The sequence below is a fragment of the Undibacterium sp. TJN25 genome, assembly GCF_049339885.1.
In the GTDB taxonomy this organism is placed as follows: domain Bacteria; phylum Pseudomonadota; class Gammaproteobacteria; order Burkholderiales; family Burkholderiaceae_D; genus Undibacterium.
Genome location: NZ_JBMPPM010000010.1, coordinates 187,282 through 201,514 on the forward strand (window position 1 = coordinate 187,282; position 14,233 = coordinate 201,514).

The following is a 14,233-nucleotide window of genomic DNA, read 5'->3' on the forward strand; positions in this document are numbered from 1 at the left end:
CCATGTCCAACGAAACAAAGTGCCCATTTTCGAGAGGCGCCAGCCCTCATACTCCGGCTGCGGGCCCAGGCAACGCAGACTGGTGGCCAAATCAGCTGAAGCTGACGGTCCTGCACAAACACTCTCCTCTCTCTAACCCGATGGGCGACGCATTCAATTACGCAAAAGAATTTAACAGCCTCGATCTGGATGCCTTGATCAAAGACCTGCATGCCTTGATGACGACATCGCAGGATTGGTGGCCCGCCGACTACGGCCACTATGGACCTCTGTTCGTTCGCATGGCATGGCATAGCGCGGGCACCTACAGGTTGGCTGATGGTCGCGGTGGGGCCGGTACCGGCGCCCAGCGCTTCGCCCCGCTCAATAGCTGGCCGGACAACGTTAACCTCGACAAGGCGCGCCGCCTGCTTTGGCCGATCAAACAAAAGTACGGACGTAAAATATCCTGGGCCGACCTAATGATCCTCACTGGAAACGTTGCTCTGGAATCGATGGGATTCAAGACCTTCGGTTTCGGCGGCGGGCGCGAGGATATATGGGAACCGGAAGACGACATTTACTGGGGCAGCGAGGGCAAATGGCTGGCTGACGAGCGCTACAGCGGAGAGCGCGAGCTCGACGATCCGCTCGCTGCCGTTCAAATGGGCTTGATCTACGTGAATCCTGAAGGGCCCAACGGCAAGCCGGATCCACTCGCTGCCGCAGCAGATATTCGGCAAACCTTCGCTCGCATGGCGATGAACGACGAGGAGACCGTTGCGCTGATCGCCGGCGGACACACCTTCGGCAAGGCCCATGGCGCCGCCGAACCAGGCAGCTATGTCAGCCCGGAACCGGAAGGCGCTCATATCGAAGAACAAGGTTTCGGCTGGAAAAACAGCTTTGGCAGCGGTAATGGCGCCGCGACAATAAGCAGCGGACTTGAAGGTGCATGGACAAGCAATCCCATCAAATGGGACAACAATTATCTGGAAAATCTGTTCGGTTATGAATGGGAATTGACCACGAGTCCCGCCGGCGCGCAGCAATGGATTCCCACGGACGCCTCTGCGGCAATGACAGTACCGGATGCGCACGACCCGTCGAAAAAACATGCTCCTGTCATGTTCACGACAGACCTCTCTTTAAAAATGGATCCGGACTACGCGAAGATATCGCGACACTTCCTGGACCATCCGCAGGCATTCGCGGATGCCTTCGCCAAAGCGTGGTTCAAGCTGACGCACCGCGATATGGGACCTGTTTCACGTTACCTTGGCCCCTTGGTCCCGCCTGAGACCCTACTGTGGCAAGACCCCATTCCGGCGGCAGATCAACTATTGATCGGTGAAAAAGATATGTCGGTCCTGAAAGTCAAAATCCTTGCATCGGGCCTTTCCATTTCACAACTTATAACGACGGCTTGGGCATCTGCTGCAACCTTCCGCGGCAGTGACAAGCGCGGCGGAGCAAATGGAGCGCGTATCCGCCTCGCCCCCCAAAAGGATTGGGAAATTAACCAGCCAGGCGAGTTGGCCGAGTCGCTGCAAAAGCTGGAGACGATACAAGGAAATTTCAACAGTGCTCAATCGGACGGGAAACGGGTTTCGTTAGCCGACCTGATCGTGCTGGGCGGCTGTGTGGCGATTGAGGAAGCGGCAAAAAAGGCAGGTCATTACGTGAAAGTTCCTTTTTCGCCGGGACGTATGGACGCTACGCAAGAGCAGACCGATATCGACGCGTTTGCGGTAATGGAGCCCAGGGCAGATGGATTCCGCAACTACATTCGCTCAGGTCTGGAGGAAGCGGCGGCGGAATTGCTCCTGGATCGTGCCAATCTGATGACGCTGACAGCGCCCGAGATGACGGTTTTGCTCGGTGGCATGCGCGCCTTGAACACAAACTTCCAGTCCTCGCAACACGGTGTTTTCACCAAACGCCCGGAAGTATTGACGAATGACTTCTTCGTGAATCTCCTCGACATGAACACGAAGTGGCAGAGGTCGGCCACATCTAACGGGGTATTCGAAGGACGGGACCGGACTACAAACGAGCTGAAGTGGACTGCCACCGTCACCGATCTCGTCTTTGGTTCGAATTCACAGCTCCGCGCCCTCGCGGAAGTTTATGCGTGCAGCGACTCGCAAAAGGCGTTCGTGCACGACTTTGTAGCGGCCTGGGGCAAGGTAATGAATCTTGATCGCTACGACCTTGTGTGATCTCAGGCACCTCGAAAAACCTGCTGTGCCGAATTCGCACAGCGGTTTTTCACCCCCTAGCTTGGGCGCATCCACAGCCAAAGCCGTCATTCCGCAAGTAACCTGTGGACATGCGGGATTCTTTTCCAAGTGAACCCCAAAGTCCATTCAAGCTGATTTGAATTTTAAAAAGGATGAAATATGCACCGTAGAGATATGATGAAACTGGCATCGCTTTTCATGCTGCCCGCTATTCCGGGAGCGCTCATGGCCGCCGAAAAAAAACCTGCGCTGGGTTATAAGGTATTCACCGTCACCCGTCCCGGCTTGTCCCGTGACGTGCCTCCAGGTAAAGAGTCATTGTCGTGGGTAGCCAACTCTGCGACGCTCATCTATGGCGAACGCGACGCAGTCCTCGTGGATACCTTCCTGACAATAGAGCAAACCCAGAGACTGGCAGATGGCATTGCTGCCAGCGGCAAGACCCTGAAGGCAATCTATATTACCCACGGACATGGTGATCACTTTTTTGGCCTGAGGATCTTGCAGGATCGTTTTCCAGAGGCGAAAGCGTGGGCGACCGCGGCTGTTGTCGCAAAAATGCGCCGTCAGATCACACCGGAGCAACTGGATGGGAGATGGAGAAAATTATTTCCGAAGCAAATCCCTGACCCCATTTCCATCGCAGAGCCATTGGACGGGACACGCATTGATTTGGAAGGGCATGCATTAAACGTGATATCGCTCGGCCATACAGATACCGACGATAGCACATGCCTTCACGTTCCAGACATCGGCCTGGTCGTGGCCGGCGATGCAGTGTACAACGGCATCCATCCATATCTTGTCGAATCCAACACACAGACCCGCCTGGAATGGATTGCCGCGCTGGACAAGATCGAGGCTCTGCAGGCAAAGGCCGTGGTTGCGGGGCACAAGGTTCCATCCAACGAAGATAACCCGCGCACGGTCGCGGAAACGCGCCAGTATATTCGTAACTTCATCCGATTGAATGAGACAACGGCAACGGCGCGCGAACTGTACGAACAGATGCTGGCGCTGTACCCCGACTGGGCCAATCCCGGCTCCCTGTGGAGTGCGGCCAACGCCGCCAAGGCCCAGGCCCAGGCTAAAACATAGGCGTTTGCGGCCTTTCGAACAGGTAAGTGGAAAACGCTGGAAATGCCTGGGTATATGTCTCAACTTTTCTTTATCAAGGCGGCAACGGCTTACACCGCATCATGCGTAAATCCTGACTTTTCCAAAAAACTCAGGACGATCGATCATTAAATGCGGTCTCTTGGATATGGCTGTTCACGTCCTTGCGCCCTATCATTTGTCTTGTGGTTTTCACCCTTATTAACCCTTCTCAGGAGTATCACATGAAAGCATTGAACACTTTGATTTTGACTTCCGCCGCCCTGATCGGCGGCCAGGCAATGGCTGCAGAAAAACCGGCTATCACGTTTGTCCATGGCGCTTTTGAAGATGCGCATATATGGGATGGCGTCAGCGCCAAACTGCAAGCCGATGGCTACCGTGTCATCAATGTCAACCTGCCAGGCCGTCCAAGCTCACCGCTGGCGCCCAATCTGGTCAGCGGCGACCTGTACCGCGATACCATACTCAAGGCCATCGCAGGCGAAACGCAGCCGGTTGTGCTGGTCGGCCACAGCTTCGGCGGCATCGCCGTGTCGGCAGTGGCCGAAGCGGCGCCTGCCAAGGTCAAGACAGCGGTTTATCTGGCTGCCTATCTACCGCAGGACGGAGAATCGATGCTGTCACTGGCCAAACAGGACCGTGACAGCAAAGCCGGTCCAGCGCTGAAGATTGATGAAGCGAAGGGCATGATATCGGTCAATTACGCAGCCCGCGCCGACCTGTTCGCCAACGGCGCTCCGGAAGGCTTGCGCAAGGTTCTGCCAGACCTGATCATCGACGAACCTCTGGGCCCCATCGCCACACCGGTACATTTGACTGCAGCGCGCTTCGGCAAGGTGGACAAGGTCTACATTCACACCACGCAAGACCAGGTCGTCAGCCCGTATCTCCAGCAAAAAATGGTAGCTGCCACCCCGGTCCGACTTGAAGTGACGCTCAACACAGGACACACCCCCTTCCTGACCGATGTACCTGGTCTGGTAGCAGGTATCGAACAAGCTGCCAAATAACATATTCGGCACACCGACTACTCCATTCAATGGCACAGCCGGCCGCAGGCGGCTTCGCGGTGCAAATGAATCGAGCAGTCGGCTTTCCCAGCGGAGTTGCGCGGCTCGAACAACCGCATTATTTTCCGCTCTTCAACAATTTTTTAATCAAATTGACAGGAATCGATCATGACCCAGAAGACCAGTAAATCGTTGACGATCCAGCATATGACGATCACTTCGAATCGAGCGTTCGCTATCGTGCGCCAGGCTCTTGAAGAAGTCTTGCCCACGCTGGACACCACTATTATTGATTCGCTACGAAAAGGTGACCAAGCCCGCGCCCAGGAATATGACGACAAGGGACCACGGCTATCTATTTTTGGCGAGCGGAACCACGGTGCACTGCTGGAAATTGTCGGCCTCCCGCGCTACGCCATTCAGTACGAAATCGGAAATCCCCTGACAGCATCCAAGATGACCCGCCACCAGCTTGGTGCAGCGTTATACGCACCGTTGCGCGTACTTTTGAGGGAGGACGACGAAGGGAACGGCGTTTTCGAGTACGACTTGCCTTCGTCTTTCTTTGGCCAGTTTGGCGACGAGCAGGTCACAGCCGTCGGACGTATGCTGGACGAATATCTGGATGCCGCGTTAAGCAAGGCGGCAGAACAGCAGCCCGCAGCATAGACTTATTCCCGCAACGCTAGCCTTCCTCCGGGAAGGCTGCTTGGAGGGGAGAGGGACGGGCTCACCCATGGCACTGGGCAGGGCGGCTCTCCTGTCATGTCGCCGGGTTCGCTTTGCGCTGGACGGCTTCGCTCGGCGCGTAGCCGAACTGCGCTTTGAAGGCGCGACTGAATGCCGCATCCGAGTTGTAGCCGACACGTTGGGCTGCCTGGGTGACGCGCAGCCCGCCACTAGCCAGCATGTCTGCCGCCAGCGTCAGCTTCAGGCGTTTAATGTATTGCAAGGGCGCCTCACCCACGCGCGCCGTAAAGCGTTCGGCAAAGATGGAACGCGACATCGCGGCCAAGCCGGCCAGGCTGTCCACCGTCCATGGATCATAGGGGGCGGCGTGGATCGCATTCAGCGCACGGCCTATGCGTTCGTCGCCGATAGCGCCGATCCAGCTGTTGGGATGCGACTGACTCGCAGCCCAGGTGCGCAGCGTGCGTATCACCAGCAAATCGATCAGCCGTGAAATCATCAGTGACGAACCCGGTTCGACCTCGTGCGATTCCTTGACCAGGAAATGGGTCAGCGCATGCAGCCAGTCCGGCGTTTTTCCGTCGACCCCGGGAATATGCACAACCAAGGGCAGCGCTGCCATGATGGCGGCCAGCGACCCGCCTTCAAAATGAAACAGGCCGCCGACCACGCGCGCCGCCGCACCGTCGCCGCCGTAATCGAGCACTGATTTCTCGCGGTCGAAGTGCGCGCCGATGACACTGCCTATGTGTACGGGCGGCGTGGACGGATCATCACTTACCACATGGCCGGTTCCATGCGGCAGCAGCACCATATCGCCCTGGCTGACGCGCATCGGCGGCGCGCCCAGCGTCTGGATGGACAGTGTGCCACTCTCAATGAAATAAAAATGCGCAGGCCCCTTTGGGAAGGCAATGCTCCACGGTGCCCGCAGTCGTGCTGAATACACCAGTTCGCCACGCAGCCGTATCAGCGTCAGTACTTGGGACAGGACGTCGGCCCGGGTGGCCGCCATGCCGTAGTCCGGTTCGCTTACGGATGATCGATCATGAAACGCGGTCACTTGGCTATGGCTGCTCATCTGGGATGGTCCTATCATTTGTTCAGTGGTTTTCAAACTTACTACCTAGTTGAAGTGTATGACAAGACAGCACCGATACGCCACCTCCCGTTAGGGCTATGGCTGCTCATCTGGGATGGTTCTATCATCTGTTCTGTGGTTTTTAAACTTATTACCTAGTTGAAGAGTATGACATGAAAGCACCGACACGCTACCTCCCGTCAGGAGCGCGTGGGCAAGCTCAGATAGCTTGAGCGGATGATACTGCGCCGCTTGGCTGGTTAGCAATTGTATAATTTAACCCTAAGGAAATAAAAATGAAATTCGTAAATGCACCAACCAAAACGATCAATGTGAATGGTACGTCATTCACCTACCGGGAAGCTGGCGAGAAAGCCGGCGTACCACTTGTGCTCTTCCATCATTTGACAGCCGTGCTCGACGATTGGGATCCGAGAGTTGTCGACGGCTTGGCAGCCGAACATCACGTCATCGTATTTAACAATCGCGGGGTCGGTGCATCGGGCGGCTCGACACCTATGACGGTGGAAGAGATGGCGAACGATGCGATTGCTTTCATCCGTGCGCTTGAGCTGAGCCAGGTCGATTTGCTGGGCTTCTCCTTGGGCGGCTTCATCGCTCAGGTCGTGGCACAGGAACAGCCTGATCTGGTTCGCAAGATCATCATCGCCGGTTCGGGGCCTGCGGGCGGTGAAGGTATCTCGAACATGGGTGCAGTCTTGCAAGAGGCCGTCGCAAAGGCTGGCGCCTCGGGCAAACATCCGAAGCACTTTTTGTTCTTCTCTCAGACCAGCAATGGCCAGGCTGCAGCTGACGCTTTCCTTGCACGTCTTTCCGAGCGTCAGAATGACCGCGATATGCCAATAAGCAACGCTACCATTCATGCCCAGCTAACGGCTATTTACACCTGGGGACAAGGCGATAGCGCCCGGCTCAGTGAGATTCACCATCCGGTTCTGGTTGTGAATGGCGACCACGATGTGATGGCACCGACGATCAATTCATTTGTGCTCGCGCAGCGACTTTCTAATGCCCAGCTCACTATTTTCCCGGACGCCGGCCACGGAGGTATCTTTCAATATCACTCTGTGTTTGTCCAGCAGGCGCTCGATTTCCTTCGCTGATTTCAACGCTGGAACGACCTCAGGCAGTCTGACTCAAGCAAAGACAGGGATCAGACTGCCGCCTATCGGCGTTGTGGATTGGGTCCTTTTCGTGCTGGCGTGGCCTAAGCCCTGCCAGCGCGAATTAGAAGAGGCTTTTTCTGCCAAGGCCATACCTTGCTCGACCTGACTGTTGATTTGCATCTACAAGCGACCCACGTTGAAGACACAATCCTGCTCATGACATTGAGTGGAAAATTGGAGTGATCGATGTGGTACGACCAGACTTCATTCTACGCTGGCGCACTCGCGACCAAGTCCCATCAAGAGAAATCGCCAGACGCCTCGACATCTCAAAAAACATCCTCCGGCGCTGCGGACAGCGGCGCAGCTGCTCCATATCGCAAAACCCGGCAATCTCTGCTATCGTCTTCCCTCTTTTATCCCCTTCAATCGCTGAACCACATACGGGCTGTCCCGGTGCGGTATGATTCAGGAATTATTCCATGCGTTTTCCCCTGCGTTTTTTGCGCTTTTCCCTGCCGGTATTGTTTATGACCCTGACTACCCTCCCTTCCTACGCCGAAAAACTGAGCATCGACGCCATCTACGGCAGTACCGGCCTGGCCGGCCCGGCGCCGCGCGGGCTGAAGGTGTCGCCGGACGGCGCGCGCGTAACTTTTCTGCGTGGCCGCGAGCAGGACCAGTTCCAGTTCGACCTGTGGGAATTCAATGTAAAAGACAAGACGACCCGGCTGCTGGTCGATTCAAAATCGCTGCAGGCCAATGAACAGCTATCGGACCAGGAAAAGGCCAGGCGCGAGCGCGAGCGGGTCGCCGGCCTGCGTGGCATCATCGACTACAGCTGGTCGCCGGATGGAAAACAGATACTGGTACCGCTGGCGGGCGACCTGTTCCTGGTAGACCTGGCGCATGTCGGCAAAGCCCGCAAGATCGCCTCCGGCAGCGTGCTGGACGCCAAGATATCGCCACTGGGGAAATATGTTTCCTTCGTGCGCGATCAGAATCTGTTCGTGTTCAATGTCGCTTCAGGCAAGGAAGTGCAGCTGACCACTGACGGCGGCGGCGACATCCATAACGCCGAAGCCGAATTCGTCGCACAGGAAGAAATGGCACAGACTAGCGGCTACTGGTGGGCGCCGGACGACAGCGCCATCGCCTTCAAGCACTTTGACGAGAGCATGGTGCCCAAGGTCAAGCGCTTTGAAATCTATGCCAACCACACCGATGTCATCGAGCAGCGCTACCCCTATGCGGGCGCAGCCAATGTACAGGTCAGCCTGGCGCTGGTCAGCCCGGAAGGCGGCGCGATCCGAACTGTGGATCTGGGTAGTGAAAAAGATATCTACCTGGTGCGCGCCGACTGGATGGGCGATGGAAAACGCCTGAGCTACCAGCGCCAGTCGAGAGACCAGAAACGCCTGGACCTGGTCGCCGTGGATGTGGCCAGCATGCATCAGCATATCCTGGTGAGCGAAACCTCCCAAACCTGGACCGGCATCCCGGACAAGCCATATTTCCTCGGCCACGGCAAGTCTTTCCTGTGGACCTCCGAGCGCAGCGGTCGCAAGCATCTGTATTTATATGGCCTTGACGGTGCGGACGGCCTGGACGCCAGGCTGCTGCATCCGGTAACCGCCGGCGAATGGGGCATAGACAACCTGCTCGCCGTCGATGAAAAAGCCGGCCGGGTCTATGTGGCCTCCAACCGCGATGCGGTGACCGACAAGCAGGTCTATGCACTGCCGCTGGACGGCAGCGGCGCCACCCAACCAAGGCGCATCACGCAGGCCGACGGCTGGCACGACATCCAGTTTGCCAGACAGGGCAATATCTTCATCGATACCTGGTCCGATCCCGATACGCCGCCGCAGGTCAGCCTGCGCCAGGCCGACGGCAGCATGCTGACGTGGATAGAACACAATGAACTGAACGCCAGCCATCCGTATGCGCGTTACCGCGATGCGCATGTGCCGACTGAATTCGGCACACTGCAATCGGCGGATGGCCAGACGCTGCATTACTCTCTGCGCAAGCCGCTGAACTTCGACGCAGGCAAGCGCTATCCGGTATTCCTGGTTGTGTACGGCGGTCCCGGTGCGCAAACGGTGGAACGCAAATGGAGCAACCTGTTCGACCAGTACATGGCGCAGCAGGGATACATCGTGTTCCGACTGGACAACCGGGGCTCCGCGCGGCGCGAGCGCCGCTTCACCGATGCCATCTACGGCGAATTTGGCCCGCATGAAGTGGCCGACCAGGTGGCAGGCATAGACTGGCTCGCAAAGCAGGGCTTTGTCGACGCCAGACGCATAGGTGTATTCGGCTGGAGCTATGGCGGTTTCATGAGCCTGCGCCTGCTGTCGGCGGCATCGGACAAGATCGCCGCAGGCGTATCGGTGGCCCCGGTCACCGACTGGGCGCTATACGACACCCACTACACCGAGCAATTCATCGGCCATCCAAAAGACAACGTGGACGGCTATAAAAAGAGCCATGTGTTTGCACATCTGGACGGCCTGCATTCCCCGTTGCTGCTGGTGCACGGCATGGCGGACGACAATGTGCTGTTCACCAATTCCACGCAACTGATCGATGCACTGGCCGCGCGCGGCATCCTGTTTGACCTGATGACGTATCCAGGCGCCAAGCACGGCATTTCCGGCGCAGCAAACCAGAAGCATGTGTACCGTACGATCGAAGCTTTTTTCAAACGTCATTTGGCGGAAAAACAATCAAATTAGAATGCTGGCAAGACTTCGTTCAGGCTGCGGCTATCGATTCTTGGGCGGATATAAAAAGGCTTAATCGAATAAACAAAATAAATCTTAAATATTGTTAAGTGCCTGTTTCTTTAGGGGAAAATTGCCGATAATCAAGCCATGATGTCGGCAAGGAGGCTCCCGTGTTGAAGCATGTGCTAAGTGTTGTAATCGGACTTTGTGGAATTGGCGGCGCCTTTTTCCCGCCAGCTGCCCAGGCCGCGGATCTGACGGAACTGGAGCAGAAATGGCTGACCGCGGCCTGGCCAGTGATTGTCTATGCCAAAGCGCTGCAACTGCCGCTGGACATCATCGTGCAACCCGAGATGAAGGCCAATGACGTGCCGCTGGCAATGGGCTACGACAACGGGCGCTGCAAGCTGGTGCTGTCGCTACGCGACAATCCCCAGGCAGAGGCCACGCTGGCCGGCGTCGATGCATCCCGCCACCGGCTGCTGATAGAAACCATGGCCGCCCACGAAGTGGGCCACTGCTGGCGTTACGCGCAAGGCAAATGGCATACGCTGCCCGCCGGCTTCGATAAGGCCCGCGACAAGCCTGTGGCTGCAAACACCGCCCAGGCCAAATCACCGGCCATACGGGAAGAGCGCCATGAGGAAGCCTTTGCCGACCTGTTCGGCCTGGCCTGGATCCTGCACTTTCACCCTGAGCAATATCCGCAAGTGTATGCGTGGCTACAGGCACAGCGCAGCGACCCTTCGCTGCCGGGCAGCAGCCACGATACTCTGGCCTGGGTGAAGCTGGCGCAGGACCGCGGCCATTTCGAACCTGCTTCCAGCCTGTTTGAGCAAGCCGCCGGCCTGTGGCGCCAGGGCTTACGCAATGAAGAGCTTAATTAGCCGCGATACGCCTCGGTTTCCGGGCACTTTGCATACGTTTGGCTGTGCACCGGATCAATCAGCGTTTTTCGACCAATTTTTGGCCACTTTTCGTCCATTTTTCAGGCAGATATAGGCCGGATATTCGCCTGTGTTAGCAAAAAACCGCTAAAATCTTCGGTTTAGAATTGCATTTGCTGCACATTTTCTGCAGGCGGCAAATGCGAGCGAATACTAGCCCGAAAGATACGATGCTTACTTTTCAACAAATCATCCTGAAACTCCAGGAATACTGGGACGCGCAGGGTTGCGCCTTGCTGCAGCCGTATGACATGGAAGTCGGCGCGGGCACCTCTCACACCGGTACTTTCCTGCGCGCTATCGGCCCCGAACCCTGGCGTGCCGCCTACGTGCAGCCTTCGCGCCGCCCCAAGGATGGCCGTTATGGCGAAAATCCCAACCGCCTGCAGCATTACTACCAGTACCAGGTGGTATTGAAGCCTGCGCCGGAAAACATTCTGGACCTGTACCTGGGCTCGCTGGAAGCATTGGGCCTGGACCTGAAACAGAATGATGTGCGCTTTGTCGAAGACGACTGGGAAAATCCGACGCTGGGCGCCTGGGGCCTGGGCTGGGAAGTGTGGCTGAACGGCATGGAAGTAACGCAATTCACTTACTTCCAGCAAGTCGGCGGACTGGATTGCAAACCCGTGCTGGGCGAAATCACCTACGGCCTGGAAAGGCTGGCGATGTACCTGCAAGGCGTGGAAAACGTCTATGACCTGGTATGGACGGAGCGCGAAGAGAACGGCGTCGTGACCCGCATCAGCTACGGCGACGTGTTCCATCAGAATGAAGTCGAACAATCCACCTTCAACTTCGAATACGCCAATACCGATTTCCTGTTTTCGCTGTTCGGCAACTACGAAGCCGAAGCCAAGCGCCTGCTGGAGATACCGCTGGCGCTGCCCGCCTACGAACAGATATTGAAAGCCGGCCATACCTTCAACCTGCTGGATGCGCGCGGCGCGATCTCGGTAACAGAACGCGCAGCCTACATCGGCCGCATCCGCAACCTGTCGCGCGCAGTGGCGAGCGCCTACTACGAATCGCGCGAGAAACTGGGCTTCCCCATGCTGCCGGCGTCCGCCTCACCTGCTGCACCTGCCGCACCTGTTGCTGCCCCGGTCGTTGCCTGAAAACGGCGTTGGAAAAAATAGTTGAACAATACTGGATTGCGGCATCAGCCTGATTGAATAAAAATATGAACCAAACACTGTTAGTCGAACTTTTTACCGAAGAACTGCCGCCGAAAGCGCTGGCCAAACTGGGCGAAGCATTTGCCGCGGGCATCGTCAGTGGGCTCAAAAGCCGTGACTTCCTGGAAAGCGATTCCGTCGCTACTTCGTATGCATCGCCGCGCCGCCTGGCGGTGTCCATCACCAGGGTGCGTGGCACATCGCCGGACAAGCTGATGCGGGAAAAAGTGCTGCCGGTATCGGTAGCGCTGGATGCGGAAGGCAAACCCACTGCACCGCTGGCAAAAAAACTGGCCGCTCTCGGCTTCCCCGATCTGCAGGTCAGCCAGCTGGAATGCGCAGCAGACGGCAAAGCCGACAGTTTCTTCTACAGCTATACCGCACCCGGCACCGCGCTGGCACCCAGCCTGCAGGCGGCACTGGAAGACTCCATCAACAAGCTGCCTATTCCCAAGGTCATGAGCTATCAGCGCCCAGACGGCTCCACCGTGCAGTTCGTGCGCCCGGTGCACAAGCTGATTGCATTGCACGGCAGCGACGTCGTACCGCTGGCGCTGCTGGGCCTGCGCACCGGCCGCATCACGCTGGGCCACCGTTTTCTATCAGCCGGTGAAGTCAGCATCGCGCATGCGGACGACTATGCAGCGGCACTGCAAAACCAGGGCAAGGTCATCGCCAGCGTCACCGCTCGCAAGGAAAAAATTCGCGCCGACCTGTTGGCCAAAGCCGGCGGCGACAAGGTGCTGATGCCGGAATCGCTGCTCGATGAAGTCAGCGCGCTGGTGGAATGGCCGGTCGTCTATGAATGTAACTTTGAAACAGAATTCCTGGCCGTGCCGCAGGAATGCCTGATTTTGACAATGCAGACCAACCAGAAATATTTTGCGCTGACCGATGCCGCCGGCAAGTTGCGTTCGCGCTTCCTGATCGTTTCCAACCTGGAAACCGCCGACCCGCGTCATATCATCCAGGGCAATGAGCGCGTCGTGCGCCCGCGCCTGTCGGACGCCAAATTCTTTTTTGAGCAGGACAAGAAAAAATCGCTGGCAGACCGTCTGCCGGGTCTGGCCAATGTGGTGTATCACAACAAGCTGGGCAGTCAGGCAGAGCGCATGGAACGCGTCAAGTCGCTGGCCGGCAGCATCGCCGCGGCAATGGGCGCCGATGCAGCACTGGCCGAACGCGGCGCGATGCTGGCCAAGGCCGATTTGCTGACCGACATGGTCGGTGAATTCCCTGAGCTGCAAGGCATCATGGGCACCTACTACGCGCGCCACGACGGCGAGCATGACGAGGTCGCACTGGCGGCATCCGAACATTACCAGCCGCGCTTTGCCGGCGATGCCTTGCCGTCCACTGCAACCGGCACCGCTGTCGCACTGGCGGACAAGCTGGAAACCCTCGTGGGCATCTGGGGCATAGGTCTGCAACCTACCGGCGACAAGGACCCGTTTGCGCTGCGCCGCCACGCACTGGGCATCCTGCGCATGCTGGTGGAAAAACGCCTGACGCTGTCGCTGAGCCGGCTGCTGGCCGACACGGCCAAACTGTTTGCAGGCAATGCCAACTTCAAGGACCCCGGCGCAGATGTGCTGACCTTCCTGCAAGACAGGCTGCGCGGCCAGTTGCGCGAGCGCGGTTTTGCACAAAATGAAGTAGAAGCCGTTGTTGCGCAAAATCCGGACACGCTCGATACCATTGTCGAACGCCTGGAGGCCGTGCAGGCTTTTGCGGCGTTGCCGGAATCGGCATCGCTGGCGGCGGCCAACAAGCGCATCACCAATATCCTGAAAAAAGCCGAAGGCACGCCGGGCGCAGTTCAGCCGGCGCTATTGCAGGAAGCCGCGGAAAAAGGCCTGTACCAGGCCATGGGCGACGTCAAGCCGAAGGTGGATGCTGCGTTCGCCAAAGGCGACTTCACCGGCGCGCTGAAGACCCTGGCCGCGCTGCGTGCGGAAGTGGATACCTTCTTTAACGACGTGATGGTCAATGCGGAAGATCCTGCGTTACGCAACAACCGGCTGGCGCTGCTGTCCGAGCTGCACGGCATGCTGAACCAGGTAGCGGATATTTCCAAGCTCGCTGCGTAAGCAACAGATGTTAGGCCCGGATGCGATTAAAATCGAA

The 14,233-nt window shown here is 57.4% G+C and carries 10 protein-coding genes; 9 read left to right on the forward strand and 1 reads right to left on the reverse strand.

The features are described from left to right. The first annotated feature begins 2 nt into the window (after positions 1-2). From katG to ACO0LO_RS22985, 4 genes are all read left to right on the forward strand, one after another. Positions 3-2,201, forward strand: a complete 2,199-nt coding sequence (gene katG, locus ACO0LO_RS22970; RefSeq protein WP_422967765.1) for a catalase/peroxidase HPI — start codon at positions 3-5, stop codon at positions 2,199-2,201. Positions 2,202-2,396: 195 nt separating this feature from the next. Further along, a complete protein-coding gene (locus ACO0LO_RS22975; protein WP_422967766.1) occupies positions 2,397-3,320 on the forward strand; it encodes an MBL fold metallo-hydrolase in 924 nt (307 codons plus the stop codon). Positions 3,321-3,562: 242 nt separating this feature from the next. Beyond that, positions 3,563-4,351: an alpha/beta fold hydrolase gene (locus tag ACO0LO_RS22980; RefSeq protein ID WP_422967768.1), complete on the forward strand. Its 789-nt coding sequence runs from the start codon at positions 3,563-3,565 to the stop codon at positions 4,349-4,351. 168 nt (positions 4,352-4,519) lie between these two features. Further along, the gene (locus tag ACO0LO_RS22985) at positions 4,520-5,020 is read left to right on the forward strand and encodes a DUF302 domain-containing protein (RefSeq protein ID WP_422967770.1); all 501 of its coding nucleotides are present in this window, start codon (positions 4,520-4,522) and stop codon (positions 5,018-5,020) included. A 94-nt stretch (positions 5,021-5,114) separates the two neighbouring features. On the opposite strand, the gene ACO0LO_RS22990 is transcribed toward ACO0LO_RS22985, so the two are convergent. Beyond that, positions 5,115-6,122: an AraC family transcriptional regulator gene (locus tag ACO0LO_RS22990; protein ID WP_422967772.1), complete on the reverse strand. Its 1,008-nt coding sequence runs from the start codon at positions 6,120-6,122 to the stop codon at positions 5,115-5,117. A gap of 296 nt (positions 6,123-6,418) precedes the next feature. Here ACO0LO_RS22990 and ACO0LO_RS22995 point away from each other — a divergent pair, with 296 nt between their 5' ends. From ACO0LO_RS22995 to glyS, 5 genes are all read left to right on the forward strand, one after another. Next, the gene (locus tag ACO0LO_RS22995; protein WP_422967774.1) at positions 6,419-7,246 is read left to right on the forward strand and encodes an alpha/beta fold hydrolase; all 828 of its coding nucleotides are present in this window, start codon (positions 6,419-6,421) and stop codon (positions 7,244-7,246) included. 485 nt (positions 7,247-7,731) lie between these two features. After that, positions 7,732-9,990 carry an alpha/beta fold hydrolase gene (locus ACO0LO_RS23000; RefSeq protein WP_422967776.1) on the forward strand — a complete coding sequence of 753 codons (2,259 nt, stop codon included), beginning with the start codon at positions 7,732-7,734 and terminating at the stop codon, positions 9,988-9,990. A 161-nt stretch (positions 9,991-10,151) separates the two neighbouring features. Further along, the gene (locus ACO0LO_RS23005; RefSeq protein ID WP_422967778.1) at positions 10,152-10,868 is read left to right on the forward strand and encodes a hypothetical protein; all 717 of its coding nucleotides are present in this window, start codon (positions 10,152-10,154) and stop codon (positions 10,866-10,868) included. 230 nt (positions 10,869-11,098) lie between these two features. Next, positions 11,099-12,046 (forward strand): glycine--tRNA ligase subunit alpha, encoded by a 948-nt coding sequence (gene glyQ, locus ACO0LO_RS23010; protein ID WP_422967780.1) that lies wholly within the window; start codon positions 11,099-11,101, stop codon positions 12,044-12,046. Between the two features lie 65 nt (positions 12,047-12,111). Then, positions 12,112-14,196, forward strand: coding sequence for a glycine--tRNA ligase subunit beta (gene glyS / locus ACO0LO_RS23015; RefSeq protein WP_422967782.1), 2,085 nt, complete (start codon positions 12,112-12,114; stop codon positions 14,194-14,196). Positions 14,197-14,233 lie beyond the last annotated feature (37 nt).

Coding starts and splice junctions, on each gene's coding strand:
- katG (WP_422967765.1), top strand. CDS start 3: ATGTCCAACGAAACAAAGTGCCCATTTTCGAGAGGCGCCAGCCCTCAT.
- ACO0LO_RS22975 (WP_422967766.1), top strand. CDS start 2,397: ATGATGAAACTGGCATCGCTTTTCATGCTGCCCGCTATTCCGGGAGCG.
- ACO0LO_RS23000 (WP_422967776.1), top strand. CDS start 7,732: ATGCGTTTTCCCCTGCGTTTTTTGCGCTTTTCCCTGCCGGTATTGTTT.
- ACO0LO_RS22995 (WP_422967774.1), top strand. CDS start 6,419: ATGAAATTCGTAAATGCACCAACCAAAACGATCAATGTGAATGGTACG.
- ACO0LO_RS22990 (WP_422967772.1), bottom strand. CDS start 6,122: ATGAGCAGCCATAGCCAAGTGACCGCGTTTCATGATCGATCATCCGTA.
- glyQ (WP_422967780.1), top strand. CDS start 11,099: ATGCTTACTTTTCAACAAATCATCCTGAAACTCCAGGAATACTGGGAC.
- ACO0LO_RS22980 (WP_422967768.1), top strand. CDS start 3,563: ATGAAAGCATTGAACACTTTGATTTTGACTTCCGCCGCCCTGATCGGC.
- ACO0LO_RS22985 (WP_422967770.1), top strand. CDS start 4,520: ATGACCCAGAAGACCAGTAAATCGTTGACGATCCAGCATATGACGATC.
- glyS (WP_422967782.1), top strand. CDS start 12,112: ATGAACCAAACACTGTTAGTCGAACTTTTTACCGAAGAACTGCCGCCG.